The organism is Mucilaginibacter boryungensis, from assembly GCF_015221995.1.
In the GTDB taxonomy this organism is placed as follows: Bacteria; Bacteroidota; Bacteroidia; order Sphingobacteriales; family Sphingobacteriaceae; genus Mucilaginibacter; species Mucilaginibacter boryungensis.
In genome coordinates this window covers 1390216-1416829 of record NZ_JADFFM010000001.1, presented here as the reverse complement: position 1 = coordinate 1416829, position 26614 = coordinate 1390216, and the positions used below count along the sequence as shown (strand labels likewise).

The 26614-nt window shown below is 42.6% G+C and carries 23 protein-coding genes; 13 read left to right on the top strand and 10 right to left on the bottom strand.

The features are described from left to right. Positions 1-1926, bottom strand: coding sequence for a threonine--tRNA ligase (thrS, locus tag IRJ18_RS05880; RefSeq protein WP_194105265.1), 1926 nt, complete (start codon positions 1924-1926; stop codon positions 1-3). Between the two features lie 183 nt (positions 1927-2109). Between thrS and IRJ18_RS05875 the strand changes: the two genes are divergently transcribed. Then, entirely contained in the window at positions 2110-2436 is a 327-nt protein-coding gene (locus IRJ18_RS05875; protein ID WP_194105264.1) for a hypothetical protein, read from the top strand. 16 nt (positions 2437-2452) lie between these two features. Here the strand turns inward: IRJ18_RS05875 and IRJ18_RS05870 are convergent, their stop codons facing one another. Next, on the bottom strand, positions 2453-3181 hold the full coding sequence (locus tag IRJ18_RS05870) for a (Fe-S)-binding protein (RefSeq protein ID WP_194105263.1): 729 nt from the start codon (positions 3179-3181) through the stop codon (positions 2453-2455). Positions 3182-3195: 14 nt separating this feature from the next. Then, positions 3196-4515, bottom strand: a complete 1320-nt coding sequence (locus IRJ18_RS05865; RefSeq protein ID WP_194105262.1) for an MFS transporter — start codon at positions 4513-4515, stop codon at positions 3196-3198. Between the two features lie 97 nt (positions 4516-4612). On the opposite strand from IRJ18_RS05865, the gene IRJ18_RS05860 reads away from it, so the two are divergent. Then, positions 4613-5101 carry a hypothetical protein gene (locus IRJ18_RS05860; RefSeq protein WP_194105261.1) on the top strand — a complete coding sequence of 163 codons (489 nt, stop codon included), beginning with the start codon at positions 4613-4615 and terminating at the stop codon, positions 5099-5101. A gap of 47 nt (positions 5102-5148) precedes the next feature. Here the strand turns inward: IRJ18_RS05860 and IRJ18_RS05855 are convergent, their stop codons facing one another. Beyond that, positions 5149-5535, bottom strand: a complete 387-nt coding sequence (locus IRJ18_RS05855; RefSeq protein ID WP_194105260.1) for a hypothetical protein — start codon at positions 5533-5535, stop codon at positions 5149-5151. A 118-nt stretch (positions 5536-5653) separates the two neighbouring features. Here IRJ18_RS05855 and IRJ18_RS05850 point away from each other — a divergent pair, with 118 nt between their 5' ends. Next, the gene (locus IRJ18_RS05850) at positions 5654-6307 is read left to right on the top strand and encodes an RNA polymerase sigma factor (protein WP_194105259.1); all 654 of its coding nucleotides are present in this window, start codon (positions 5654-5656) and stop codon (positions 6305-6307) included. 22 nt (positions 6308-6329) lie between these two features. Here the strand turns inward: IRJ18_RS05850 and IRJ18_RS05845 are convergent, their stop codons facing one another. The 3 genes from IRJ18_RS05845 to IRJ18_RS05835 all read right to left on the bottom strand — a co-directional run bounded on the left by IRJ18_RS05845 (position 6330) and on the right by IRJ18_RS05835 (position 10903). After that, complete coding sequence (locus IRJ18_RS05845) at positions 6330-7931, bottom strand: M1 family metallopeptidase (RefSeq protein ID WP_194105258.1); 1602 nt, start codon at positions 7929-7931, stop codon at positions 6330-6332. 147 nt (positions 7932-8078) lie between these two features. Next, the gene (gene xylA, locus IRJ18_RS05840) at positions 8079-9407 is read right to left on the bottom strand and encodes a xylose isomerase (protein WP_194105257.1); all 1329 of its coding nucleotides are present in this window, start codon (positions 9405-9407) and stop codon (positions 8079-8081) included. A gap of 11 nt (positions 9408-9418) precedes the next feature. Then, entirely contained in the window at positions 9419-10903 is a 1485-nt protein-coding gene (locus IRJ18_RS05835) for a xylulokinase (protein WP_194105256.1), read from the bottom strand. Positions 10904-11044: 141 nt separating this feature from the next. On the opposite strand from IRJ18_RS05835, the gene IRJ18_RS05830 reads away from it, so the two are divergent. The 6 genes from IRJ18_RS05830 to IRJ18_RS05805 all read left to right on the top strand — a co-directional run bounded on the left by IRJ18_RS05830 (position 11045) and on the right by IRJ18_RS05805 (position 14310). Beyond that, positions 11045-12076: a LacI family DNA-binding transcriptional regulator gene (locus IRJ18_RS05830; RefSeq protein WP_194105255.1), complete on the top strand. Its 1032-nt coding sequence runs from the start codon at positions 11045-11047 to the stop codon at positions 12074-12076. Positions 12077-12213: 137 nt separating this feature from the next. Beyond that, positions 12214-12666, top strand: a complete 453-nt coding sequence (locus tag IRJ18_RS05825; protein WP_194105254.1) for an SRPBCC family protein — start codon at positions 12214-12216, stop codon at positions 12664-12666. Then, positions 12635-12970: an ArsR/SmtB family transcription factor gene (locus IRJ18_RS05820; protein WP_228072576.1), complete on the top strand. Its 336-nt coding sequence runs from the start codon at positions 12635-12637 to the stop codon at positions 12968-12970. The genes IRJ18_RS05825 and IRJ18_RS05820 overlap by 32 nt, the downstream gene beginning before the upstream one ends. Before the next feature lie 14 nt (positions 12971-12984). After that, positions 12985-13455, top strand: coding sequence for an SRPBCC family protein (locus IRJ18_RS05815; protein ID WP_194105253.1), 471 nt, complete (start codon positions 12985-12987; stop codon positions 13453-13455). Between the two features lie 6 nt (positions 13456-13461). After that, on the top strand, positions 13462-13938 hold the full coding sequence (locus tag IRJ18_RS05810; RefSeq protein ID WP_194105252.1) for an SRPBCC family protein: 477 nt from the start codon (positions 13462-13464) through the stop codon (positions 13936-13938). An 18-nt stretch (positions 13939-13956) separates the two neighbouring features. Next, positions 13957-14310 (top strand): glyoxalase superfamily protein, encoded by a 354-nt coding sequence (locus IRJ18_RS05805; RefSeq protein WP_194105251.1) that lies wholly within the window; start codon positions 13957-13959, stop codon positions 14308-14310. A 16-nt stretch (positions 14311-14326) separates the two neighbouring features. Here the strand turns inward: IRJ18_RS05805 and IRJ18_RS05800 are convergent, their stop codons facing one another. Then, complete coding sequence (locus tag IRJ18_RS05800; RefSeq protein WP_194105250.1) at positions 14327-16171, bottom strand: CocE/NonD family hydrolase; 1845 nt, start codon at positions 16169-16171, stop codon at positions 14327-14329. Positions 16172-16192: 21 nt separating this feature from the next. Next, positions 16193-17506, bottom strand: coding sequence for an alpha-L-fucosidase (locus IRJ18_RS05795; RefSeq protein ID WP_194105249.1), 1314 nt, complete (start codon positions 17504-17506; stop codon positions 16193-16195). A 232-nt stretch (positions 17507-17738) separates the two neighbouring features. Here IRJ18_RS05795 and IRJ18_RS05790 point away from each other — a divergent pair, with 232 nt between their 5' ends. Further along, positions 17739-18836: an MBL fold metallo-hydrolase gene (locus IRJ18_RS05790; RefSeq protein WP_194105248.1), complete on the top strand. Its 1098-nt coding sequence runs from the start codon at positions 17739-17741 to the stop codon at positions 18834-18836. Between the two features lie 89 nt (positions 18837-18925). On the opposite strand, the gene IRJ18_RS05785 is transcribed toward IRJ18_RS05790, so the two are convergent. After that, the gene (locus tag IRJ18_RS05785; RefSeq protein ID WP_194105247.1) at positions 18926-21259 is read right to left on the bottom strand and encodes a glycoside hydrolase family 31 protein; all 2334 of its coding nucleotides are present in this window, start codon (positions 21257-21259) and stop codon (positions 18926-18928) included. Positions 21260-21572: 313 nt separating this feature from the next. Here IRJ18_RS05785 and IRJ18_RS05780 point away from each other — a divergent pair, with 313 nt between their 5' ends. From IRJ18_RS05780 to IRJ18_RS05770, 3 genes are all read left to right on the top strand, one after another. After that, on the top strand, positions 21573-21893 hold the full coding sequence (locus tag IRJ18_RS05780; protein ID WP_194105246.1) for a hypothetical protein: 321 nt from the start codon (positions 21573-21575) through the stop codon (positions 21891-21893). 92 nt (positions 21894-21985) lie between these two features. Beyond that, positions 21986-23368, top strand: a complete 1383-nt coding sequence (locus IRJ18_RS05775; RefSeq protein ID WP_194105245.1) for a TolC family protein — start codon at positions 21986-21988, stop codon at positions 23366-23368. 6 nt (positions 23369-23374) lie between these two features. Then, positions 23375-26614: an efflux RND transporter permease subunit gene (locus IRJ18_RS05770; protein WP_194105244.1), complete on the top strand. Its 3240-nt coding sequence runs from the start codon at positions 23375-23377 to the stop codon at positions 26612-26614.

The window sequence follows — 26614 nt, the reverse complement described above, 5'->3', positions numbered from 1 at the left end:
TTATACTGTTATTTCTTTAATTATTTGTTTTTTCAATTCTTCTATCGTCATGCTGCCTAAATCACCTTGTCCGTGGCGGCGTACAGAAACCTGCCCTTCGGTAGCTTCTTTTTCGCCTACAATTAGCATAAACGGTATCTTTTTAACTTCAGCGTCGCGTATTTTACGCCCGATCTTCTCGTCCCTGAAATCAATAAGCCCGCAAATATCGGAATCTTTTAGTTCATCTGAAAGTTTTTTCGCATATTCTTCATATTTTTCAGAGATAGGCAGAATAATAAATTGTTCGGGCGATAACCACAGCGGGAAATTGCCTGCGCAATGCTCAATTAACACGGCCACAAACCTTTCCAGCGAGCCAAACGGCGCGCGGTGGATCATTACCGGGCGGTGCTTCTGGTTATCACTGCCGGTATATTCCAGTTCAAAGCGCTCAGGCAGGTTATAATCTACCTGTATGGTACCCAATTGCCATTTGCGGCCCAGGGCATCCTTCACCATAAAATCCAGCTTAGGCCCATAAAAGGCAGCCTCGCCCAATTCTACCACGGTTTGTAAACCTTTTTCGGCAGCCGCTTCAATAATAGCGCTTTCTGCCAAAGCCCAGTTCTCATCGGTACCAATGTATTTAGTCTTATTTTCCGGATCGCGCAAGGAAACCTGTGCAGTATAATTCTCAAAACCCAAAGCATTGAATACATACAGTACCAGGTCAATCACCTTTTTAAATTCTTCTTTCACCTGGTCCGGGCGGCAGAATAAATGTGCATCGTCCTGAGTGAAGCCGCGGACACGGGTTAACCCATGCAACTCGCCGCTTTGTTCGTAACGGTAAACGGTACCAAATTCTGCAAAACGTACGGGCAGGTCTTTGTAACTGCGTGGTTTTGTTTTATATATCTCGCAGTGGTGCGGGCAGTTCATTGGTTTTAAAAAGAACTCCTCTCCCTCCTGCGGGGTTTTTATCGGCTGGAAGCTATCCTTGCCATATTTCTCGTAGTGGCCTGATGTTACATACAGGTTTTTATGCCCGATATGCGGGGTAATCACCTGCTCATAACCAGCCTTTACCTGCGCTTTTTGCAGGAAGTTGGCCAGGCGTTCGCGTAGGGCAGCACCTTTTGGCAACCATAAAGGCAAGCCTGCCCCTACTTTATCCGAGAAAGCGAATAACTCCAGTTCCTTACCCAGTTTACGGTGATCGCGTTTTTTTGCTTCCTCTATCAGGTGCAGATAATCGGTCAGCTCGCTTTGCTTAGGGAAAGTAACACCGTAAATACGGGTTAACTGTTTGCGGGTTTCGTCTCCACGCCAGTACGCCCCGGCAGTATTCATTAACTTTACAGCTTTAATAAAGCCGGTGTTGGGGATATGCGGGCCACGGCATAAGTCGGTAAAATTACCTTGGGTATAAAAGGTGATGGCACCATCGGGCAGGTCTTTTATCAGATCTAATTTGTACTCGTCGCCTTTTTCGGTAAAGTATTCAATCGCGTCGGCTTTGCTTACCGGTTTGCGAATATATTCGGCTTTGGTTTTAGCCAGTTCTAATACCTTATCTTCTATTTTTTTAAAGTCATCCGATGAAAATTCGCGGTCGCCAAAATCAACATCGTAATAAAAACCGGTTTCAATAGCCGGGCCAATGCCAAACTTGGTGCCAGGATATAAAGCTTCTAAAGCTTCGGCCAGCAAGTGGGCCGACGAGTGCCAAAAAGTTGATTTACCCTTGGTATCGTTCCAGGTTAACAGTTTTACATGCGAGTCTTTTTCGATAGGTCGGGTAGCATCCCAAACCTCGCCGTTAACCTCGGCAGCTAAAACGTTACGGGCCAGCCCCTCTGAAATGGATAATGCAATTTGCGCGGAAGTGATCCCTTTGTCATACTGACGCACGGACCCATCGGGAAGTGTAATGTTAATCATCTACAACTATGATTTTTTGTTCAAAAAATAAATAATTTGATAGTCAATCACTTACGGGAGTGATCTTGTAATCGGGAACGAAAGTACGCAATTTTTTGCTGATTTATCGTAAAAAAGCTTCTCATAACCATATCATTTTTATAGATTAGCTATACCCTAAGGCCTTGTCTTAATCAGCTTTTAATGATCGTTTACGGAACTAAGTCTACCAAACTAATCGTCGAGCCTATTGGCAACCAATGCACCAATTGCCTTACTATACATACCATGGATATGTATATCCTTCAACGCTATGCGCACGTATTTTATATCCCGATGTTTCCTGTTGGCAAAACAGGTGTATCGCAATGCAACCATTGCCGGCAGGTATTAAAGTTAAAGCATATGCCTGCATCATTAAAATTTACTTACGAGAAAGTGAAAAAGCAAACCCGGACGCCAATCTGGACATGGGCAGGGACGGTAATTATACTGGCCGTATTAATTTTTGAACTTCGGCGCAGATGGTGAATGAAGTTATATTTTCCTAAACATTCCCCCAACCGTGTGCCAGTACATCGGCCAGGTGCATGGTTTTTATGGGCAGGTTTTGTTTATCGATATAACCTTGTAAGTGCAACAGGCACGATGTATCTGTAGAGAGGATATATTCGGCACCCGCTTCCAGCGCATTGTTTACTTTTTGTTGCGCCATAGCTGTGGATATCGCATCGAATTTAACAGCAAATGTGCCGCCAAAGCCACAGCAGGTATCGTTATCTTTCAGTGGGACTAATTCTAAACCATGTACTTTTTCCAGCAGTTTACGGGGCTCATCTTTTATTTTGCACTCACGCAAGCCGCTACAGCTATCATGATAAACAGCGCGACCGTCCAGTTCGGCGCCAAAATAATCGAATTGCAGTATGTTTACCAGAAATTCTGATAACTCAAAAATATTGCCTTGTATATTACGGCATTTGTTGTGTTTGGTTGTATTAAGGAACAGATCGGTATAGTAATTACGTACCATACCGGTGCACGATGCGGAGGGCGCTACAATAACGCTGTCTTCCGAAAAATCTGACAGGAATTTCTCACCCACGGTTTTAGCATCGTCCCAAAAACCCGCATTAAACGCCGGTTGGCCGCAACAGGTTTGGGCAGGATTATAAACAACTGTACACCCGGCTTTTTCCAACACTTTTACCGTATTCATAGCTGTATCTGGGTACAGCTGATCCATAAAACAGGGGATAAATAATTCTACCTTCATTTAAATACAAGCAATTACGCGGCGCTAAATTCTGAATTTTTACGCACCTTTTTTTCAGCAACGAGCAAAGAAATCAATAAAACTAATCCAACTATAAAAAAAACGCATAATGCTAATGCAGAATTGCGCATACTGCCTGTCAATTCTTCAATAAAAGCAAAGCTGAACATGCCCCCCACTATAGCCAGTTTTTCGGTAACATCGTAAAAACTGAAATAGGATGCCGTGTCCGGAATATCCTGCGGTAAATACTTTGAATAGGTAGACCGCGATAGTGATTGTATGCCGCCCATAATTAAGCCTACAACAATAGCCAGTGCAAAAAACTGTGGAATATTGGTAGTAAAATATGCCGCAATGCAAGCGCCTATCCATATCACCACTACACCGGCCAACACTTTTATATTCCCATACACGCCCGATAAACGCGACATGATAGTAGCGCCGCCAATAGCTACTAACTGAATGATCAGGATAATTTCGATCAGTCCGCTGGTAGGCATTTTAAGTTCCTTAGCGCCAAAGCCTGCAGCCACCAGCATGATGGTTTGTACCCCCATGCTATAAAAAAAGAAGGCAGGCAAAAACCTTTTCAGCAAAGGCATAGATTTTACTTTGGCCCAAACTTTTGCCAGTTCAATAAAACCGCCTTTAATAATATGATGGTTATGTACCTGCGCATTTGGGCTGCCTTTGGGTAAAATACTGAAAGGGATGTAGGCAAAACCTATCCACCATAAGCCCACCAGCAGGAATGATAACCGCGCGGCACTGCCCCCGTTCAAGCCGAATAAATCTGGCTTTAACACAAATACCAGGCATATGAGTTGCAACAACACACTGCCAATATAACCATAAGTAAACCCTTTAGCGCTCACTTTATCCTGCATATCCAGCGTTGCAATTTCGGGCAGGTACGAGTTGTAGAAAACAAAACCGCCGCTATAGCCAATGGCTGCCAGCGCAAAACAAATGATACCAAATTCCAGGCTTTCTGCTTTAAAAAAGAAAAGGCAGCAGCATGATAACGCCCCTATCCAGGTGAAAAACTGCATAAATATCTTCTTGTTCCCCCGGTAATCGGCAATAGACGATAGGATAGGCAGCAACAGCACCATAACTAAATAAGCTGCCGCCAGCGCGTAATTTGATAATGCGGTATTGATAAAGCTATGGCCGAAAAAACTAACGTGATCGCCGTTTTTAGGGTTAGCTGTTATAGCAACATAATAAGCCGGGAATATGGTAGATGTGATAACAAGGTTATAAGCCGAGTTTGCCCAATCGAACATTGCCCAGGCCTTTATGGTTTTGGGGTTGTTTTTATTTTCCATGTGATGATTTAAAAGTATGGAAAATTTGCGATTAGTACCCTTATGTTACTATCGGGATATTTATTATTTTTATCGGGAAACCTAACTATCCAATTAAATGAATACTTATAACAGAACACCAATCCTCAACCCCCGTTTATTCTTCAAACTGTTGACTATTATATATTTTGCCTTACTTGCAGGGCAGCTGTTATTCGGCGCAACTGCTTTTGCCATAACCCAGGCTAAAGGTTTTAATTTAACCACCCGCGATCCTTTGGTTTTGGTGGTGCCCATAACAACCTTGGGCTGCTTTGTGGCGGGAAGTATTGTTTATAAGCAATTACTTAATTTGGCTGCAAATAAAAGCACGCTGAATGAAAAACTAATGTGCTATCAAAGTGCGTTTATTGCGCGTTTGGCTTTACTGGAAGGCCCTTCGCTTTTTGGCATTGTGGCTTATTTGTTGTCGGGCAATTTATTTTTCCTGGCAATTTCGGGATTAATAGTATTGAACTTTATAGCCATAAAGCCAACGCGCGATAAAGTAGGTACCGACTTAAACCTGGATTACCAGGAGAAAGCAGAAATAAGCGGAACAATCTAAGTAATAGCTGATGGTTATACTAAATATAACCATCAGCCAGCTTTCTATTATTTTCTTCCGGTAGTAACACCTGAAATTCTTGCCAGCGAAAAAGCGCCAATAGCCATAACAATATCGCGTACGGCAACATCATAGTAATTGCCGCTTGACAATAGGTTTAAGGCAATAAGCACCAGCCATGCACTAACCAGGTAACCGGCTTTTTGTGGAACAATAAGCACCAGCACACCAGCTACAATTTCAATTACGCCAACAATCATCATAAACACGTGTGCGCTGAACGGCAGCATTGTTGCCAGTGAGGGGCTAAGGTAATGCGCCCAATCTGTCAGCAGATTAGTGAATTTATCAGCCCCTGCTACTATGGGAACTAACCCGTAAGTGAATTTCAACAAGGTTTGTACCGAGTTAATTGTTTTTGATTGATCTTCCATAATGTTTAATTTTATGTATTAGAGGTTACTCAACAAAAAAGGGTTACAAAATTTATTTTCAGCACTTTTGTAACCGTTTTATTAGTTTAATACTCTATCAATCAAAATTAGTTGCTATATGAGCCCCGGGCATTCTGTTATTGCTAAAGCTATAAGTGATGAGAACCTGATAACAAGAATATTAAATGGCGAAACCCATTTGTATGAGCAGGTGATGCGCAAATATAATTCGCAAATGTACCGCATCAGCATGTCTATAGTTAATGATAATAAAGAGGCTGAGGATGTGATGCAAACAGCCTATATAAATGCATACAGGCAATTGCCGAATTTTAAATTTCAATCCAGCTTTAATACATGGCTTACCAGGATATTAATTAACGAAAGCCTGTTACGTAAAAAACGAAAAATAAAATTGGAAAAGGTGCTTACCGAAAGTATGCACCAGCATAGTACCCATCAAACCACCCCTTTAGATGCGCTTATGAACAAAGAATTAAAGCAAATACTGGAACAAGCCGTTTTAACCTTGCCAGAAAAATACCGTATGGTATTTATAATGCGCGAAGTGCAAGGCATGAGCACTAATGAAACCATGGAGGTGCTGGAACTGGGCGAATCGAATGTTAAGATACGGCTTGCACGCGCCAAAGAAATGTTAAGGGAGGAATTAAACAATTACTGGCAGCCAAAGGAAATATTTGAATTTAACCTGGTGCGCTGCGATGTGATTGTGAATTACGTGATGGTAGAGTTAGGGATTAGCAATTAAAAAAAATCACCTAATCTCCTATCTAATCAATCACTACTTTTTTCAGATAATAGGTATCTTTATCAAGTACCGGCATAGTTTTACTGCTTATAATTACCGGCACATTGCTTAATGTCACACGTTTGGTTGTTCCATCAGTAGTAATATCAACCGGCAAAGGCATAGCTATATTAGTTAATTGAATGGCATACCGGTCGTTGGTCATTTGCTTAATGTGCATTTCCAACTTATCGGTTGTATATAGGAAAAGGTGAAACAATGGTTTAAGGTCCTTACCGGCCGTCTGGCTAAAATACTGTTCCACATCATCGGTAACAACCAGGTTATCGTAAGTATATCTTTTATCAGTAACAAACTTCCGCAGGGCCGGTAAAAAAACATCATCGCCCATTACATAACAGAGTGTGTGCATAAAAAAAGCCCCTTTAGGATATATGTCGCTATTGTATGCTGCCTCCTCATCGATATCTTTACCCAATACTACCGGTTTATCATTTTTTATCCCACCAAAAGCTCCACGTTTAAAATAGTTAATATAAGCTTGCTGCCCTTCAAACTCGCGGATATATAAAGCATCACCATATGTACCGATGCCCTCGTGGATCCAGTAATCTGCCCAATCTTTAGCAGTCACTTTGTTGCCCCACCATTCATGCCCAAATTCATGGTGCATAAGGCCATCATAATCTTCACCCCCAACTTTGGTATATTTAAATTTATTGCCGTAAGCATTCATGGTTTGGTGCTCCATGCCCAGGTGCGACGTTTGCACAATGCCGATTTTTTCTTTCGCCCATGGGTATTCGCCAAAGTATTTTTCTTGTTCATGGACTGTCTTTTCAAAAACATCAAGGTGATGTTGTGCTTTATCAACATCATCTTTTAGTACATAGAACTGCATAGGTACGGTGTTTCCATCAACCGTGTGATAAGACCTGCTTACTACAGCATAGTTGCCTGCATTAAAAACAATGCTGTAATTGTTTATCCCGTAATTGGTTTTCCAGTGATAGGTAGCAGTAGTCCCTTGTTTTTTAGTGTTAATTAGTAAGCCCGGGCCCGCAACTACCAAATCTGCCGGGACGGTAATAAGCATATCTACACCCTCGTTCGGTTCATCCGAAGGGTGGTCTTTACAGGGGAAATAAATTTTACCACCGGTTCCTTCGGCGGTAATTTCAACCCATGGATGACCGCTATCATCTTTGGTCCATATAAAACCGTCGTCCCATGGCGGGCGCCTGGCCACATGTGGTTTGCCACCATAAATAACTTTTACACTTGCTTTCCCGGCTGGCAATTCCTTGTCTAAATTAATAGTGATCAGGTTTTGTGAATAATTAAAGCGTTGTGGCCGGTTATTAACCAATACCTTGCTTATTTTAAACGAATCGAGCAGATCGAATATCAGCGATTTGGTGGGCTGTGCCATAATAACATCAACGGTAGTATAGCCGTCAATGCTTTTTTTTGGCACATTTACATTTAAAGCTATGGTATAATGCCTTATATCCATAATAGCCTGTTCGGGTTTTAGCTTCCCTCCTGAGGTAAAAGTTTGCTTTTGCGCATAGCTTAATGAGGATAGGACCAGGAGTACCAGTACCGCGATAGTTTTTTGCATGGTGATCAGTTAAAACAGGTTTAACTAATATACGATGATATGGCAAACCTGCTTGTAACAATTAAATGACGGGTAAGACCATAAAATACCAGCAATAAAAAAGCGCTGACCAAAAGCCAGCGCTAAATTTTTATGATGTGGGCAATCTTAAATATACCTGTTTATCACGTTTTCCAAATACTCCTGCCTGCCGCTTGTTACCGCCGGTTCGCCGTTTTGAATAGCATATTCCCGCAGGTCTTCCAGCGATAGTTTCCCTTGTTCAAACTCCTGGCCTTTGCCGCTATCAAATGATGCATACCGCCCGGCCCTGATCTTTTTGTAATCCGATTTTTGCAGTATTTCGTCGGCCGTTACCAACGCCCTGGCAAAAATATCCATTCCGCCTATATGCGCGTGAAAAAGATCGGCTATATCGGTTGAATTCCGGCGTATTTTAGCGTCGAAGTTTATCCCGCCGCCCTGGAAGCCGCCAGCCTGCAGGATGATCAGCATATATTCGGTAACCTCGGTAACATCGTTGGGGAACTGGTCGGTATCCCAGCCATTTTGCGCGTCGCCGCGATTAGCGTCTATCGATCCCAGCAAGCCCGCATCCGCAGCTACCTGCAACTCGTGCTGGAAGGTGTGCCCTGCTAAAGTAGCATGGTTTACTTCAAGGTTTAGTTTAAAATCGTTCAGCAAATCGTATTTCTGCAAAAAGCTGATCACTGTAGCCGCGTCATAATCGTACTGGTGTTTGGTTGGCTCGCAAGGTTTTGGTTCAATAAAGAAAGTGCCTTTAAAACCCTGCTTACGGGCGTAATCCTTAGCCGTATGCAGAAATTTGGCCAGGTGCTCCTGTTCCCGTTTCATATTGGTGTTCAATAAGCTCATATAGCCTTCGCGACCACCCCAAAACACATAGTTCTCGCCACCCAATGCAATAGTAGCATCTAATGCCGCCTTTACCTGAGCCGCGCCGTGGGCCAGCACGTGGAAATCGGGGTTAGTTGATGCCCCGTTCATATAGCGCTTATGCGAGAACAGGTTGGCCGTACCCCACAGCAACTTTACACCACTGGCTGCCTGTTTCTGTTTGGCATATTCAACCATTGCCTGCAGGCGGCGGTCGTTTTCCCTAATATCATCGGTGTAATCTACTACGTCAACATCGTGGAAACAGTAGTAAGGCAAATTCATTTTGGTAAGGAATTCAAAGGCGGCATCCATTTTGTCCTTAGCACGTTCCACCGCATCGGTTTTAACATCCCAGGGAAATATATGCGTCGGCCCGCCAAACGGGTCGCTGCCGTTACCCACAAAGCTGTGCCAGTAAGCACCGGCAAAGCGCAAGTGTTCGGCCATGGTTTTCCCGGCTACTACCCTACCCGCATCATACCAACGAAATGCAAATGGGTTGTCGGTTTCGCGGCCTTCGTATTTTATCTGGTTGATTTCTTTAAAAAACTCTTTTTCTCCTGTTATTACGTTCATTTTATTTATAATTATCTATAATTATTCAATTGTGCTGCTAATAATTCCTTCCACTCACCATAAACGGTTTCATATCCATTGGTTGATGGCGCTACTGTTTTAATACTTTTTATTTGCGAAAATGCCTCCTCAGGCGTACTGAATATTTCCGCTCCAATGCCAGCGCCTAACGCTGCACCCACACTACCGTCGTTTTCGTAAAGTTCTACCGGTACGCCGGTTACATTTACAAAAGCCTCGGTAAAAAGGTCGCTTAAAAACAGGTTGGCTTTACCGGCTCGTATCACAGTTGGTTTCATGTTATTTTCGCGCATAATATCCAGCCCGTAACGGAATGCACAGGCAATACCTTCCTGCACAGCGCGAAATATATGTGCCTGTGTGTGCAAATTAAGATCGATATGGTGAAGATGGACGCCTACCTGCTTATTGTTCAACATACGCTCGGCCCCATTACCAAACGGTAATATCCGCAAACCATCGCTACCTAAAGGGGCTTGCTTAGCCAGTGCGTTCATTTCGTTATAGCCTATGCTTGAACCTGCTATATTTTTAGTCCAGCGGTTAAGACTGCCCGTCCCATTTATACATAACAGTACGCCTAAACGTTTTTGTGTTTCGGTATAATTTACATGCGCGAAAGTGTTCACGCGCGATTGCGGGTCGTAGGTCAACTGATCACTTATTCCATAAATTACCCCCGATGTTCCTGCTGTAGCGGCTACTTCGCCTGGCTTTAACACATTTAACGACAAGGCATTATTGGGTTGGTCGCCAGCTTTATAAGCTACCGGAATGCCCGTTTTCAGGGCCAGTTTTTCAGCTATGGATGACCGCAATTTGCCATGGACAGCGAATACCGGTTTTATTTCAGGGAACAGACCGGCGCTAAAGCCAAAATAATCCAATATGGTATCTGACAGGCGGTTATTCAGAAAATCAAAAAATATGCCTTCAGATAATGCAGATACTGATGTAGTAATTTCGCCGGTTAGCTTCATGGCGATATAATCGCCGGGGAGCATGATCTTATCTATTTTAGCATATATATGCGGTTCGTTCTGTTTTACCCAGGCCAGTTTGGCTGCCGTAAAATTCCCCGGCGAATTCAGAAAATGAGAAAGACAGATATCGTGACCGATCTCATCAAACGCCTTATCGCCAATTTCAACCGCTCGGCTATCGCACCAGATTATGCTATCGCGCAACGCGTTTTGATCTTCATCTACCAGCACCAGGCCATGCATTTGGTAAGCAATACCGATAGCCGAAATATCAAAAGGATTATATTTCCCACTGGCATGGCATTTTTTTAAAGCTTGCCGGGCCTGGTCCCACCACATATCAGGCGATTGTTCGGCCCAACCGGGATGCTGCGATAAAATAGGCGATTCCGTATCGGGATACTGCGCCGATGCCAATGCTTTTTGCGTTGACGGATCAACCACCGAAACCTTCACCGATGAAGTGCCAATATCAATTCCTAATAGTAACATATATGTAATGGGTATTCCTCTTTTTTATTTTGAAAGGCTTAATAATGGCATAACACCTACGAAAGTAATTTTAATTTTTCTGCTATGCAATCGATTGTAAAAAAATATTTCTTTATTTTTTTTTAATATTACACAACGAACATGAATCCTAAAAAGAGAGTTACCATTTACGACATTGCCAGAAAACTGAATTTAACAGCTTCGTCGGTTTCGCGTGCGTTGAGCAATAATAAAAACGTTAACGAAAACACCAGGCAGCTGATATTAAAAACAGCTGCTGAAATGAAGTACAAGCCTAATACGCTGGCTTCAAATTTACGCAAAGGCAAATCGCAAACTATTGGTGTTGTGGTACCCCGCATTAACCAAAACTTTTTCTCCAACGTAATTGCAGGGATTGAGGCAGTTACTTATCAGCGGGGTTATAATTTAGTGATATGCCAGTCTAATGAATTACATGATAAAGAGGTACAATGTATTAACACGCTGATAAACCAGCATGTAGATTGTATTGTTATATCAGTTTCGGCCGAGGGTAGCGATTATACCCACTTGCAAAACGTAATAGATCATCATATCCAGCTTATCCAGTTTGACCGTGTGGCCGATAACCTTGAAACGCTTAAGGTGATCAACGCTAATGAGCAAGCTTCAATGGAAGCTGTGCTGCATATGGTAGGCCAGGGATACAAACGCATAGCCTTGCTTGAGGGGCCGCAAAACCTGCATGTATTTCGCGAACGTAAAGCCGGCTACCTTAATGCTTTAAAAACAAGCGGCCTGCCTGTTATAGACGAGTTGATAGTAGCTAATGCGAAAACAAAAGAGCTAGGAACTGAGGCTGTCCGTAAATTATTAAGTCTGCCGAACCCGCCGGATGCCATATTTGCATCAAGAGATGATTTCTCTGCCCTTGGTGTTTTGGAGGTGGCTACAGCTATTGGCATTAAGGTGCCTGATGAATTAGGCATATGCGGTTATTCGAATGAGGACTTTACCAGTATTACCAGCCCATCAATTACCACTATCGACCAATATAGCATGGAAATGGGCAAAACTATAGCCAATTCTTATTTCGACCAAATGGACAATAAAATGGGTAATAGTAGTAATGTAAATAAAACTATCAGCATTAAACCTAAGCTTATCATCCGCACATCAACGCAAAAATAAAGCATCCGGTTACAGCCATTTCATTAATAAACTTAATATAGCCGATATACTTTTTTAGGCATTATAAATTTTTTTGAAAAAAATTTGCGTAACCCAAAAGTTACTTATACATTTGAGTAACTTACAAGTTACATATTATGGCACAAAAAATTAAACATCAATTATTCTTCGCCCACCCGCCAAAGGCCGTTTGGGAGTATCTTACTAATGCTGACCTAATTCAATTATGGTTAATGAAAAACAATTTCAAACCTATTGTAGGTCACAAGTTTCAATTTACGGCCGGATGCAGCGCTGACATAGATTTTAGCGGAGTAATTGACTGCACTGTTACTGAAGTAAAACCCTATGAGCGTCTTGCTTACACTTGGCAATGCTATTCGATAAACGGTGGCGTAAATGTCGATTCGGTGGTAAACTGGACATTGATACCAAAAGAAGGTGGCACCGAATTGCTTTTGGAGCATAATGGCTTCAAAATAATGGAAAACCTGCCATTGTTCAACTCTATGCAGGAAGGCTGGTTGAAACACATGACCAAAATTGGTACTAACTTAAATGCTGAAACCCATGCCAATACCAACGCTTGATACTTTCCAGGTAGTAGCCGATGCGAGCAGGCGTAAAATGTTAATGCTGTTATCTGAAGATAGTATGACCATTAACAGCCTGGCCGAAAATTTTGATATGAGCCGCCCTGCTGTTTCAAAGCATATAAAAATATTGTATACCGCCGGTTTTATTTCCATTCAGGATGTTGGCCGCGAAAGGTATTGTACATTAAAACAGGATGGCTTTAGCGAACTACAGAAATGGATCTCCTATTTCGACGGGTTCTGGACATCGAAACTGAAAAAACTGGAAACTTTATTAAATAACGAATTACCAAACTAAGTATTTATAAAACCATGAACACACAAGATTTCACAACTACGCTCATCGTAGACCAAACCCCGGAGGAAGTATTTCATGCCATTAACGATATCCGCGCCTGGTGGTCGGAAGATTTTAAAGGACATTCAGAAAACCTGAACGATGAATTTGAGGTCCGTTTTGCAGATATGCACTATTCCAAACAGAAGCTAACGGAAGTAATCCCTAACAAAAAAGTGGAATGGCTGGTTACCGAAAGCTATTTAAGTTTTCTCAACGATAAAAATGAATGGACCGGCACTCAAATTTCCTTTGAGATTTCTAAAAAACAGGACAAAACGCTATTGCATTTCACCCATATTGGTTTAGTCCCTGAGAGTGAATGTTATACCGACTGCTTTAAAGGCTGGAACTATTTCCTGCAGCATAGCTTACAAAACTTTATTACCACAGGGAAAGGTCAGCCGCATTTAAAGAGTGATGTTTTGGTAAAAACCGAAGTATAGTTAAATATGGAGCGTGATATCCACATAAGATGGTTTTTAGCACATCCACCTCAAAAAGTTTGGGAGTGCTTAACCGACCCTACCCTGCTTAGCCAGTGGCTAATGAAAAACGATTTTAAGCCAATTGTTGGTCACAAGTTTAATTTCCATAGCAAACCAATACCCAAAATGGGATTTGACGGTACGGTTTATTGCGAAGTGCTGGAATTGGTACCTTCTAAAAAACTCGCCTATTCATGGAAAGGCGGGCCAAAACCGGGAGTTATTAAGCTTGACACCCGGGTAATCTGGACACTGGAAGCCAAAAATGGCGGTACCGAACTATTACTTGAACAGAAAGGCTTTAAAGGTTTCCATAACTACCTGGCCAGTATATTTATGGGCAGTGGCTGGAGAAATGGCATTGCCAGGCGATTTAAAATAGTGTTAAATAATTATGTGCAAGGCATTCATACCTCTGAAAATGTACCTGCTGATTGCTAAATAACTAAATAAACATCTATGAAATCAATTGAAATTATTTCCATACCGGTAACCGACCAGGCGCGGTCAAAAGAGTTTTACCTGCAATTAGGATTCAACTTATTGGCAGAAGCCACATTTGAAGCTGATAAGAAATGGATACAGCTTGGGCTTCCCGACAGTAATGTAAGCATTACCCTGGTTACCTGGTTTGATAATATGCCGCCGGGTTGTATTAATGGACTTGTAATTAAAACAGATAACCTCACTAACGAAATTGCAGAGCTAACTGCTAAAGGCATACCAGTAGGTAAAATAGACCAAACACCCTGGGGGAAATTCGCGGCGGTGATTGACCCCGATGGCAACCGGTTAAGCTTGCACGAAAGCTAATAAATAACTGTGGATACTATTGAATAACCGGCAGTATGATTTTGGAACTGTTATGATAAACCTTAATTGTTTCCTTTACAAAGTCGGTATCTTTTGCGTGGTTGATATCAACAAATTGCTGCGGGTTCCTGTCTGTTAACGGGAACCAGGTGCTTTGCACCTGTATCATTATTTTATGTCCCTTTTTAAAGGTATGCGCAACATCGGGTAAGGTATATTTTACCTGTGTTGGCTTATCGGGCACAAATGGTTCGGGCTTAGCAAAGCTGTTTCTGAATTTGCCGCGCATAATCTCAGCGCGTACCAGCATTTGGTAACCGCCCATGGGATATTTAGTAACAGGATCAACCGGTGTATCATCCGGGAAAACGTCTATTAGTTTTACTACAAAATCCGCATCGGTGTTTGAAAGGCTAACCATCAAATCGGCGACTACAGGGCCGGCAAGGGTAATATCATCTGCTAATATCCCACTGTCATAAGTCAGCACATCTGTACGGCGGGCTGTAAAACGCTGATCGTCATCCATATACTCACGTGTGCGCGATGCATGCACTTTCTCAGCATACGGAACGGGTTTAGCAGGATCGCTTACATAACTATCAAAAGTAGGTTTTGTACTGTTTGCTGCCTTAAACGACAGTTTCCCATTTTCCTCAAGATAAATTGGCGTAGGCTTGATACCTGCCACCGGCCATTGAGAAAACCTGCGCCATTTATTCTCGCCTGAAAAAAAGATAGTCGCTTTGCTTAACGTATCGCTTCCCTTACCGTTTAAATAGTAATTAAAAAACGGCACTTCCATATTTTGATAGTAAACAGAGGTATTGCTGCCAAATTGCACATTACCCAAACGGGTACCATTATTACTGGCCCATTGGCCATGGTACCATGGGCCCATTATTAATTTGCTGTTTGTTGCAGGGCTTTGCTTAACTAAGGCATCGTAAGTATGCCAGGCGCCGTAACCATCTTCAGCATCAAATAATCCGCCGGTTATTAGCATAGCTGGTTTTACGTTTTTTATCCCGCTGCGGGCATCACGGGCTTTCCACCAGGCATCCAAATTTGGATGATTCATCATATCGCTCCAAAACTTCATGGTGTCGCCGCTCATTTTGGTAAAATTGGGCATAGCGCCCATTTTTAAATAATAATCATAATTATCCTGCAAACGGATATTAATACCCCTGGCCCCCTTTGTGGAAGGCGCCCTGCTTGGTGCACTAAAACCATACCCCACATGAAAATCAAAGGCATCCATTAGCATCAGCACACCGTTATGATGGTCATCATCACCAAAAAAGCGGTCGGTAACCGGTGCCTGCGGGCTAACAGCCTTTAATGCGGGGTGCCCGCTTAGCGCTATCATGGTAGCATAAAAGCCTGGAAATGATATGCCTATTCCGCCAACGTTACCGTTGTTGTTGTCTATGTTTTTTACCAGCCAGTCAATAGTATCGTAACTATCGCTTGCCTCATCAATATCCTTGTTGGTTTTTTTATTGGGATTGAAAGGGCGCACAACTTCAAATATCCCTTCGCTCATATATTTACCGCGAATATCCTGGTTAACCATAATATAACCTTCGCGGCAGTAACGCATCATATAACTACGCCAGTAAGACCTGTATGCCGCACCATATGGCGCCACGGAATAAGGTGTGCGGGTAAGCAATATGGGATGTTTCTCTGACTGGTCCTTCGGCATGTAGATGGAAGTAAAAAGCTTAACACCATCCCGCATGGGAATAGTCACTTCCTTTTTAACGTAATTATTTACAAACCAGGCCGAATCTGGATTTTGGGCGTTGGCTATAATAGGTAAACAGATAATTGCAAACAGAAGTATTTTTTTCATATAAGGCTAAGTCTGTACACTTTAAATTTCAAGCTGGATTATGGTGTCTATTTTATCAGGGACAACATCATCCAAATATAAGGTAACTCCACCGTTTTGCTGTTCATATCTTACCTTATGCTTATTGCCGAACAGCATCGCAGTTAACACCTTTTGCGTGATGTTCGGAATATATACAGGTTTATTACCTACCGGTTTTAAAATATGCACGTATATAGTTTTATTCTTCATGGTAACTGTACCCCAACTTTGTTGAGGTATCAGGTTACCGCGTGTGCCATAAATAGTAGCGCCGTTCGCTTTCATCCATTGGCCAACATTTTTTAATGTATCTATAAACTCTGGCTGGATAGCGCCATTGGGCATAGGGCCAATGTTAAGTAAAAAATTAGCGTTATACCCCGCTGCGTTAACCATGTAATGAATAAGTGATGGTACCGATTTATATTTCGTATCGGTAATATTAAAGCCCCACGAATCGTTCATGGTTTCGCAGGTTTCTAAAGGTAATGAAGATGCTGCGGCCCCACCAAAGCCGGTTGTATTGCCACCAGGCAAATCTTTTTCGAACATCTGGAAATCTTCGCCGGGCAAAGGTGTGCTGTGGTGGTTGTTGCCTACCAGGCATTTAGGCTGAAGCTTATGTATCAGGGTATATATCTCGGCAGTATGCCAGTCAACTTGTGGTTCTTTTGTCCCCTTTTTTACCTGGTCCCAGTAACCGTCAAACCAAATGCCTTCTATTTCACCATAATTGGTTAAAAGCTCGGTAAGCTGGTTTTTCATAAACTTAATGTAGTTGTTCCAGTCGCCATGTACAGTCCTGCCGGTCCCCTGCCCGGTATTGCCTGTCCAGTATGAATAATCGTCTCGTCGCCAATCCAGTAAGGAATAATATAATACCAGCTTTATGCCTTGTTTGTGGCATTCGTCGGCTATGAGTTTAACAATATCCTTTTTGTAAGGGGTATGCATAATATTGAAGTCGGAATATTTTGTATCCCACATGCTAAAACCATCGTGATGCCGGGTAATTAAGGTAATGTATTTCATACCCGCGCTTTTGGCTGTGCTCACATATTTTGCCGCATCAAAACTAATGGGGTTAAAAAAATCTTCCAGCCGGGTATAATTTTTTACTGTTATATTCCTTTGATTCATTACCCACTCACCCGAGCCCGGGATGCTAAAAGGCCCCCAGTGAATAAACATCCCGAAACGCATATCTTCAAATACCTTACGGCTTTCCAGGTTTGCAGTGGTTGGCGTATAAGTTTGCGCATACATTAACTGGCTAAGCACAGCAAATACAAAAGTGAACAGTTGTTTCTTCATTGGTTAGTTAGATAGGATGAATAATTAAAGTTATACATTTATTGATATTAAAACCGGTATATATAATAGTTTCATTACGGTTCAGAGCATAGTTTGTTACACGAGCAAAAACTCATAACTCATTATCATTAAGGGCAAAAACTCTTTTTTAATTTACTATTTTCGTCATTGATAAAATAAATACAAAAAATAACCGTTTATTCCGGATAATAAGCGTTTTCCATTTTTAGGTATGAGTAGGAGTTGTTTGGAGGTAGGGATAGCTACGCTGTTGTTGATGGTAGTTGCTGGTTGTGGTATGGTAAAATCAGTAGGCACAAACCCGAAAGGTGACGAGCTTACCAGGTTAGAAGCCCTGCCAAATTATAAAAATGGCGCTTTTGAAAATCTGGCCGAACGTGCCGACACTACTGTTAAACACAATCTGCTCTTTCGCCGCCGCCCTGAAACCCTAAGGCCTTCCCAGCCACTGCCATGGGTCAAGACCGATTTGAAAACACTGCCTGACCCTGCACCGACAGTGGTTTGGTTCGGGCATTCGTCTTTGCTGATCAAAACCGGGCAGGGTAATATACTTATCGATCCTATTTTTAGCAATCACGCCGGGCCGGTACCCGGATTAGTTACCGCATTTAAAGGCACAACAAATTATCATGCGGATGATATGCCGCCCATAGATGTGTTGATCATCTCTCATGACCATTACGATCACCTGGATTATCGCACCCTGGTAAAATTGAAAAGCCGTATTAAAATGGCAGTAGTACCTATGGGCGTGGGGGCCGATTTGGTGTACTGGGGCTTCGACCGTAAAAAGATCATCGAATTAAACTGGAACCAATCAACAACGTTGCCTGGCGGGCTGCAAATCACCGCTACGCCGGCACAACATAAAAGTAACCGAACCTATAGTAAAGAAAATAAAACCCTTTGGGCATCATACGTGATACAGGCAAACCAGTACCGCTTGTTTTATAGCGGCGATAGCGGCTACGGGCCACACTTTAAACAGATAGGCCAGCAATACGGCCCATTTGACCTGGCACTGCTGGAATGCGGACAGTACAGCCCTAATTGGCCATGGACACATCTGTGGCTTGGACAAACCGCCCAGGCTGCGGTCGACCTGCAAGCCCGTTTGCTGCAACCTATCCATTGGGCTAAATTCGAGGAGGCCAATCGTCCGTGGAACGAACCTATAGAAAAGCTATTGCCCGCTGCTGAAAAGTTGAATGTGCAAGTAAATGTACCCCGTATTGGCGAACCCTATACGTTGGGTGATGCCCCTAAGCAAACGGCCTGGTGGAATTTTGATAAATTAACACTGTAAACTGATCAGGCTATCGATATCAAAGCTATGCAATAATACCTGAAGTGTTATTCAATTGCGTGGTAACCGCAAGGTGTATTTAACCTTTTCTAAAATTTGACTTTTATATCCCTGCCATTATAATTGATGGTTTTATCAGGAGAAGTAGTTTCAATGCCTGTGCCATGATTAGGCTTGACAATGATCAAATTAAATTTCCTTTTGGTAATCATTCCCGGAAATGCCCCTTTTTGTTCATTAATGGTCAATGTGCGTTCTTTATCGTTCCATGCAAAATCTATAGTGGCATACACACCCTTTTCATAATTATAATTATCGTTTTGATCTTCATACAAGGTAAATTCACCATCAGCACCAGGATAAACCCGGATAGTTAAATTGTCCCATTTCTTCTCGTTTGCGTATTGCACTTTTGGCCCCCACGGAATAATAGAGCCAGCCTGCACATACAACGGTAATATATCAATTGGTGTGGCCCGTTCAATGTTCTTACCGCCTTCTGCAATCTCTCCCGTCCAGAAATCGTACCATTTAGTACCGGCTGGCAGATAAACATCTTGACTTTTAACGCCCTTATCGGTAACCGGCATTACTAAAAACGATTTACCAAACAGGTATTCCGTATTAACTTCATATCCTTGTTTATCCTGCCCAAACCCTGCATATAACGGCCTCATAATAGAACCCGAATTATGTGTAACATTCCACGCAGTTGAGTAGATATAAGGCAATATGCTATAACGCAGGTTGATGAATTTTTCAACTACATCGAATATCTGATCGCCACGCTTGCCAAATTGATATATCTCTCTCGGGATATCTGTGCCGTGCGATCGCATCATTGGCGTAAAAGCGCCAAATTGCAACCAGCGGGCATATAATTCCTTGAATTCCGGATTGTTGATACCGCCGCCCCTATTCCAGTTGCCAGCAAAAAAGCCACCTATATCGGCATTCCAATATGGCAGCCCGGTCATCGAAAAGTTAAGCGCATTCGGTATCTGTTTTTTAAAGGTTGGCCAGTCCGACCGTATATCACCGCTCCATGTATTAGCGCTATAACGCTGTTGTCCCGCAAACGCAGAACGTGTAAGCAGCACCACACGTTTGGTAGCTGATTCATCCCTTTGATGCTCATAAACCCCCTTTGTGTGCGCTAATGGAAAAGCATTTTGAACACTTCTAAAAGTGCCCAAAAAAGTAGGCTGGTCAAAATCCTTATCCCTTATATTGATATGATCCGGTTCCGTCGAGTCCAGCCACCAGGCATCAGGGCCTAATGAGAAAATTCCTTTATTTAGATACCCCCAATAGATATCACGTGCCTCGGGGTTATACACATCATAGGGACGTGTATTGGCACCCGGAGGCCAGGTGTCAAAATTGATCAGCATATTTTTTTGCTTGAATTCCTGAAATTGCGGCGTTTTAGGGGCAAATCCTGGCCAGGAAACAATAAACAAGTGGGCATGCAAAAGGTGTACGCTATCTACCATCAACTGTGGTTTCGGATACGTGGTAGCATCAAAACTCATCGCGTTCCAGTTATCGTCCTTACCCCAATATTGCCAATCCTGCACGATACCATCTAAAGGAACTTTTAACGCGCGGTATCTTTTAACTACGTCAACAAGTTCAAATTGTGTTTTATAGCGTTCGCGCGACTGGTTATAGCCATATACCCATAAAGGCATCATAGGCGCTTGCCCTGTAAGGTCACGCATCTGGGTAACTACACCATCGGCTCCTCCTCCATACATAAAATAATAATCTGCACAGTTGCCAACTTCCGAATCAAACGCTGTTTCCTGTATATTGTCGGTAAAAGTGGTAGGGGCATAACTGTCCCAATAAATGCCATAGCCCTTTACCGATTGAAAAAAGGGGATACAAACCCGCGTGTTTTCGTTACGCAAATACACCTTTTGTCCACGTTGGTTCAATTTACCATTAGGTTGTTGCCCAAGCCCATAAATAACCTCGTCTTTATCTAATATAAAAGCTTGCCGTACATCAAAAGATGCCTCGTTGCCATCTTTAACATGCGTAAACTGTGTGCCGTAATCCTTCTCGGTAAACAAGGGTACGCCGCTAACAGCAGAAACAAAGCTGACGCCGCCTGTTTTTAAATTTAATTTTACCTCAACAGCGCTGCTTTTTAAAGTTACCGTATCGTGTTGGGCACTAATATCAACCTGTGTTTGCTGCGGCTTTTTTATCACGGCCAGGCTTTCTTTTTTCAGTACGTTTCCTTGAGGTTGCTTTAATACACGCACAATTTGTGGTGAATAAAATTGAACCTCGATAGCTATCGATTGCGTAATTGTTTTAACCCCCTGCCCCAAACGCTGATATGATTGCGAAAATGCGATGCTGGTATAAGCTATAAAAAGCACAACCGATAAGTACAAGGTTTTTTTCATAATTGTTATTGCCGGGTATTAGGTAGTGAAATATCTGTGAACAGATCACTATTGGATAATAATTGTAATAATTACATTTATTTTACTAACGTAGATATACTATATGATAATTGCAAGTCATTTGAAAAAATCAGGCGATCATATTATTACACTGGCATCAATTTCTACGATAATTTTTTTTAATCTGATAACTGCGCAACTTTCCTGTTACATAACCAATGATGAAAAAATTCTTTCCAACTTTGAATAAAGTTGCGTTATTGATATTATGCGTGTGCTAAGTATCCCTTACTTCTTATTTCTTGCGGCCTTAATGTTGGCAGCAAAGCCATTCGTGGGATTTCACGCAGTTAAAAAAATTCAGGAAGGAAAACCGATCCGTGTTTGTGCCAAAGCATTTACCAAGCGTAAGCAGGAATATATAGAGGATAGTACTTTTGATGTTACAACTATCCAAAAACAGTTGGCCAATCCATTTTTGGCCCTTACATTCCTGTTTACTGCCTTATTAAATATTTTATTTCCAACATTTAACAAAGCTAAACGGGTTACTGCCGGCATTTTATCAAACATTCATTTAAGTTTATCCCCTCCGCTGCATCGATACCTGCTTTCAGGCAAATTAACTATTTGATCTTCCTTCTTAGGCCACTGTTTGGCTGGCCTCTCTTAACCGCTTAACTGAGGTTATTGTATTCCTTTTTCTAATTTCTTAATTACCCAAAGATGCACTATGTTAAAATATATGGGTGCGCCGCATTGATGCTATTATCAGCCATTGCGGTCCGTGCCCAACACCGGGTTACGCTGAAGTACCTTCTTAATAAAGTTGATCAAAAAGCGCCTGCATTAATTGCTGATTCTGCTGCTATTGCAACCAGGCAAGCACAAGCTATGGAAATCCGGGGCAATTGGCTTCCTAATTTAAAACTGAATTATCAAACCGATATAGGTACTAATAATAATACCGCCGGGCCATACTTTGGCTTTGGCATCATCCCATCTAACTCGCGGGGAGTACGTGCTGAAAGTAATACTTCGGCTGTTTTAACTAATCTGGGCATAGTTGCGCTGGATTGGGAAATTTACAATTTCGGGGCTTATGCGGCCCAGAATAATGTTGCCAGCTCAGATATTGCCGTAGAACAAAACCTGTTCCAGCAATCAAAATACAAATTACAAGCCTATACCATTGGTAATTACCTGCAACTGATGCGCTTGCAGGATTATTTAACGATCCAGTCCCGCAATATTGAGCGTAACCAGCAGATCAGGCGGTCTATTCAATCGCTTGCTAAAAGTGGTATCAGGCCGGGCGTTGACACCAGTATAGCTGAAGCCGAGCTATCAAAAGCAAGATTAACTTATATTGAACTGGATAATCAGCTTAAACAAACACAACTGCAATTAGCAGCTGTTAGTGGCTTACCTTATCAAAGCATTGTACCGGACACACTGGCCGAAACGCGACTGATTTCACAAACTAATGTCCCCCAACTGATGGTTGCAGATACCGCAAATCATCCCATTATCAATTATTATAGGTCAATTGTTCAAAACAGCCGGCAGAAAGAGGAACTGGTTAAGAAACAATACAACCCTAAGATTTTACTGGAAGCTGCCGCCTGGGGGCGTGGCTCCAGTATAGATGGTAACGACCATTTTAATGATCTTTCCAGCGGTTTTGGGTTCGACCGAAACAATTACCTTGTTGGTGTGGGTGTCTCTTATAACCTGTTCGACCTGCGCCGTAAACAGCTTAAACTGCGCACGCAAAAAACGGCGACCGACTATGCGATAAAAAAACTGGACGAACAGAAATCATTATTGGCCTTAGGTGTCAGTCAGGCCGATGTAGAACTTAATACTGCTAAACAGCGCCTGGTGGAAATTCCCAACCAACTAAGGGCTGCTAATGCGGGTTATCGTCAAAAACTATCATTGTATAAAAATGGCTTAACTGATATTATCGAACTTAATGCGGCTTTAAACATTTTATACCGGGCCGAAACTGATTACGCGCAAGCCCGGTTCATTTACACCAGCGCCTTGTTTCAAAAAGCGGTTACCGTCAATCAGGTCAATTACATTTTAAACCTTTTTAATTAAATTATTATGTCAATGGTCACCGCCGCACTTAAACGGCCTATTACCGTGGTAGTAATTACCATGAGTTTGATGATCTTCGCCGTGCTTAGTGCCATAAATATCCCTATAGATATCTTCCCGCAGTTAAACCTGCCTACCATCTATGTCATCGAATCCTATGGCGGTATGTCGCCTCAGCAAATGGAGGGTTTTTTTAGCACCCGTTTGCAGGATCAGTTCCTGTATGTAAACGGCATTAAAAATATTTCTACTAAAAATATACAGGGGCTTACCATGCTTAAGATCAGCTTTTACGAAAGCACCGATATGGCAGAAGCACAAGCTCAGGTAGCCTTACAGGTAAACCGCGCCATGAAATTCTTCCCGCCGGGAGCCTTACCACCACAGGTAATCCGGTACGATGCTTCATCTTTGCCGGTAGGCCAGTTAGTATTATCCGCTCCCGGCCGCAGTCTGAAAGAAATATACGATATGGCAGCTACCCGTATCCGGCCTATGTTTGCTTCGGTGCCGGGATTATCAGCCCCCCCGCCTTTTGGCGCCAATTCGCGCTCTATCACCGTGAGTGTCGATCCGGCCAAATTACGCAGTTACGATCTAACGCCCGATCAGGTAGTGGAGGCCTTGGCTAAGTTTAACGCCATGTCGCCGTCGGGTAACCTGCGCATCGGTAATACCATGTTTACAACTACTATTAACTCACTGGTTAAAAGATCTGAAGAGTTTGGTGATATCCCAATCAAAACTAAAAACGGCGTTTCGGTGCTGGTGAAAGATGTGGCGCGCGTGGCCGATGCTTCGGATATTACGGTTGATTATGCTTTGATCAACGGAAAGAGATCGGTATACATTCCGATAGTAAAAACAGCCAGTGCATCCACCTGGTCAGTTGTACAGGGCTTGAAAGCTAAATTACCTGAAATGCAAAACTTATTGCCCGACGACATTAAAGTATCCTATGAATTTGACCAATCTGTTTTTGTAATAAACGCCGTTAAAAGTTTAATGACCGAAGGAGGCCTAGGGGCTTTGCTTACCGGCTTAATGGTATTGTTATTCCTGCGCGATTGGCGAAGTAGTTTAATTGTAGTGATTACCATCCCGGTTTCTATCCTTTTAGGCGTAATGTTATTGGGCGCCTTCGGCCAAACCATTAATATTATGACCCTGAGCGGCCTGGCCTTGGCAATAGGTATCCTGGTTGACCAGGCGACTGTTACGATAGAAAATATTCATCAGCACCTGGAAATGGGCAAATCGAAAAAACTGGCTATTTATGAGGCCTGCGAGGAGATATCGTTTCCATTGTTGCTTATCCTGCTTTGTATCCTTGCCGTATTCGCGCCGTCCTTTCTTATGAATGGTGTCCCTAAAGCGATGTTTCTGCCATTGTCTTTGTCTATCGGGTTAACCATGATCGTATCTTATATTCTGGCCCAAACCCTTGTGCCAATATTAAGTAACTGGCTAATTAACGCCGCACAATACCAGCACTATCACCATGGCAAAATACATGCCCACGCCGGCGAGGCATTGAACCGCGAAGAAGAGCTACAGATAAACAAGCACTTGAGAGAAGAACGGGAACACCCGGAGGACAACGATTTTTTTGAAAAGGTAAAACTGCGTTTTATGAATATTATTACCCGGTGGATGCCTCATAAAAAACTTATTGTGCCCATATATTTAGTGGTGGTTATTGTTTTAGCTGGTATCGGTTTCATCGTTATCGGTAAGGATATGATGCCAAAATTGAACAACGGCCAGTTTATGATCCGGATTAAAGCGCCTGATGGTACCAGGCTGGAACGCACCGAAGATAAATTTAAACAGGTGCTGAACATTATTGATAAAACTGTTGACCATCATATCGAGATCAGTTCGGGTTATGTGGGCATCATTCCCAGCAGTTACGGCAGCAGTAACCTGTATATTTTTAATACAGGCACACACGAGGCCGTCCTGCAAGTTAAGCTGGACGAAAGCTATAAGGTTAATATGGACGAATTGAAAGATGCCCTGCGTAAAAACATCGGTCACGCTATGCCTAACCTGCGCATTACTTTTGAACCGATAGATATGACCGAAAAGATTATGAGCCAGGGGGCTTCAACCCCAATTGAATTACGGGTTGCGGGAAAGGATATGGCGCAGATAGAAACCTATGCAAATAAAGCGGTTGCTAAACTAAAGCAGATACCTTATTTGCGGGATGTGCAAATTGTTCAGCCACTGAATATCCCGGTAATAGCAATAACGCTTGACCGGCAAAAGGTATCACAGTTTGGTTTGACTGTTACAGATATTGCCAGGTCCGTAACTGCGAGTACATCCTCCAGTCGTTTTACCGAGAAGAACCAGTGGCTGGATGAAAACAAACAATACACCTATCAGGTACAGGTACAAATACCAGAGTATACGATGAATACTATAGACGAGTTGAAGGAAATCCCTCTCCTAAAAGGTCAAAATACGCCAACACTTGCCGATGTAGCAGATTTTAAAATGACCCATGCGCCCGGTGAATACGATCGTGCCGGCCCAAGGCGATTTTTAACAGTAAGCGCCAATATTAACAAAATGGACCTGGGTACAGCTACAGCCGATGTGCAAAAAGCTTTGAAAGGAATAGGTACCCCGCCCAAGGGATTAATAGCCGAATTAAAGGGAATGACCAACCTGCTTACTGAAACGATGAGTAGTTTACAAAGCGGATTGGGCTTTGCGGTATTAGTAATATTTTTATTGCTGGCCGCCAACTATCAATCTTTCAAGCTATCCTTAACAGTATTATCTACCGTCCCGGCAGTAATACTCGGTTCGCTGGCGGCGTTACTGCTTACCAGCTCTACCCTCAACCTGCAATCTTATATGGGGATGATCATGTCAACCGGTGTTTCCGTAGCAAATGCTATCCTTATTGTAACTAATGGAGAGAAACTACGGTTAGAATTTAAAGATGCTACACGGGCTTCTGTTACCAGCGCGGCTATCCGTTTGCGCCCTATCCTGATGACCAGTTTCGCCATGATGGCGGGTATGGTACCTATGGCATCGGGAATGGGCGAGGCCGGCGAGCAAACCGCGCCGTTGGGCCGTGCTGTAATCGGTGGATTGTTTGCCTCTACATTGGCCGCATTGTTTATTCTGCCCTTAGTATTTGCCTGGGTACAAAATAAAACCACTTATAAATCTCCATCCTTAATGCCCGAAGAAACAACAGCTATTAAAACCTCAGCTATATAA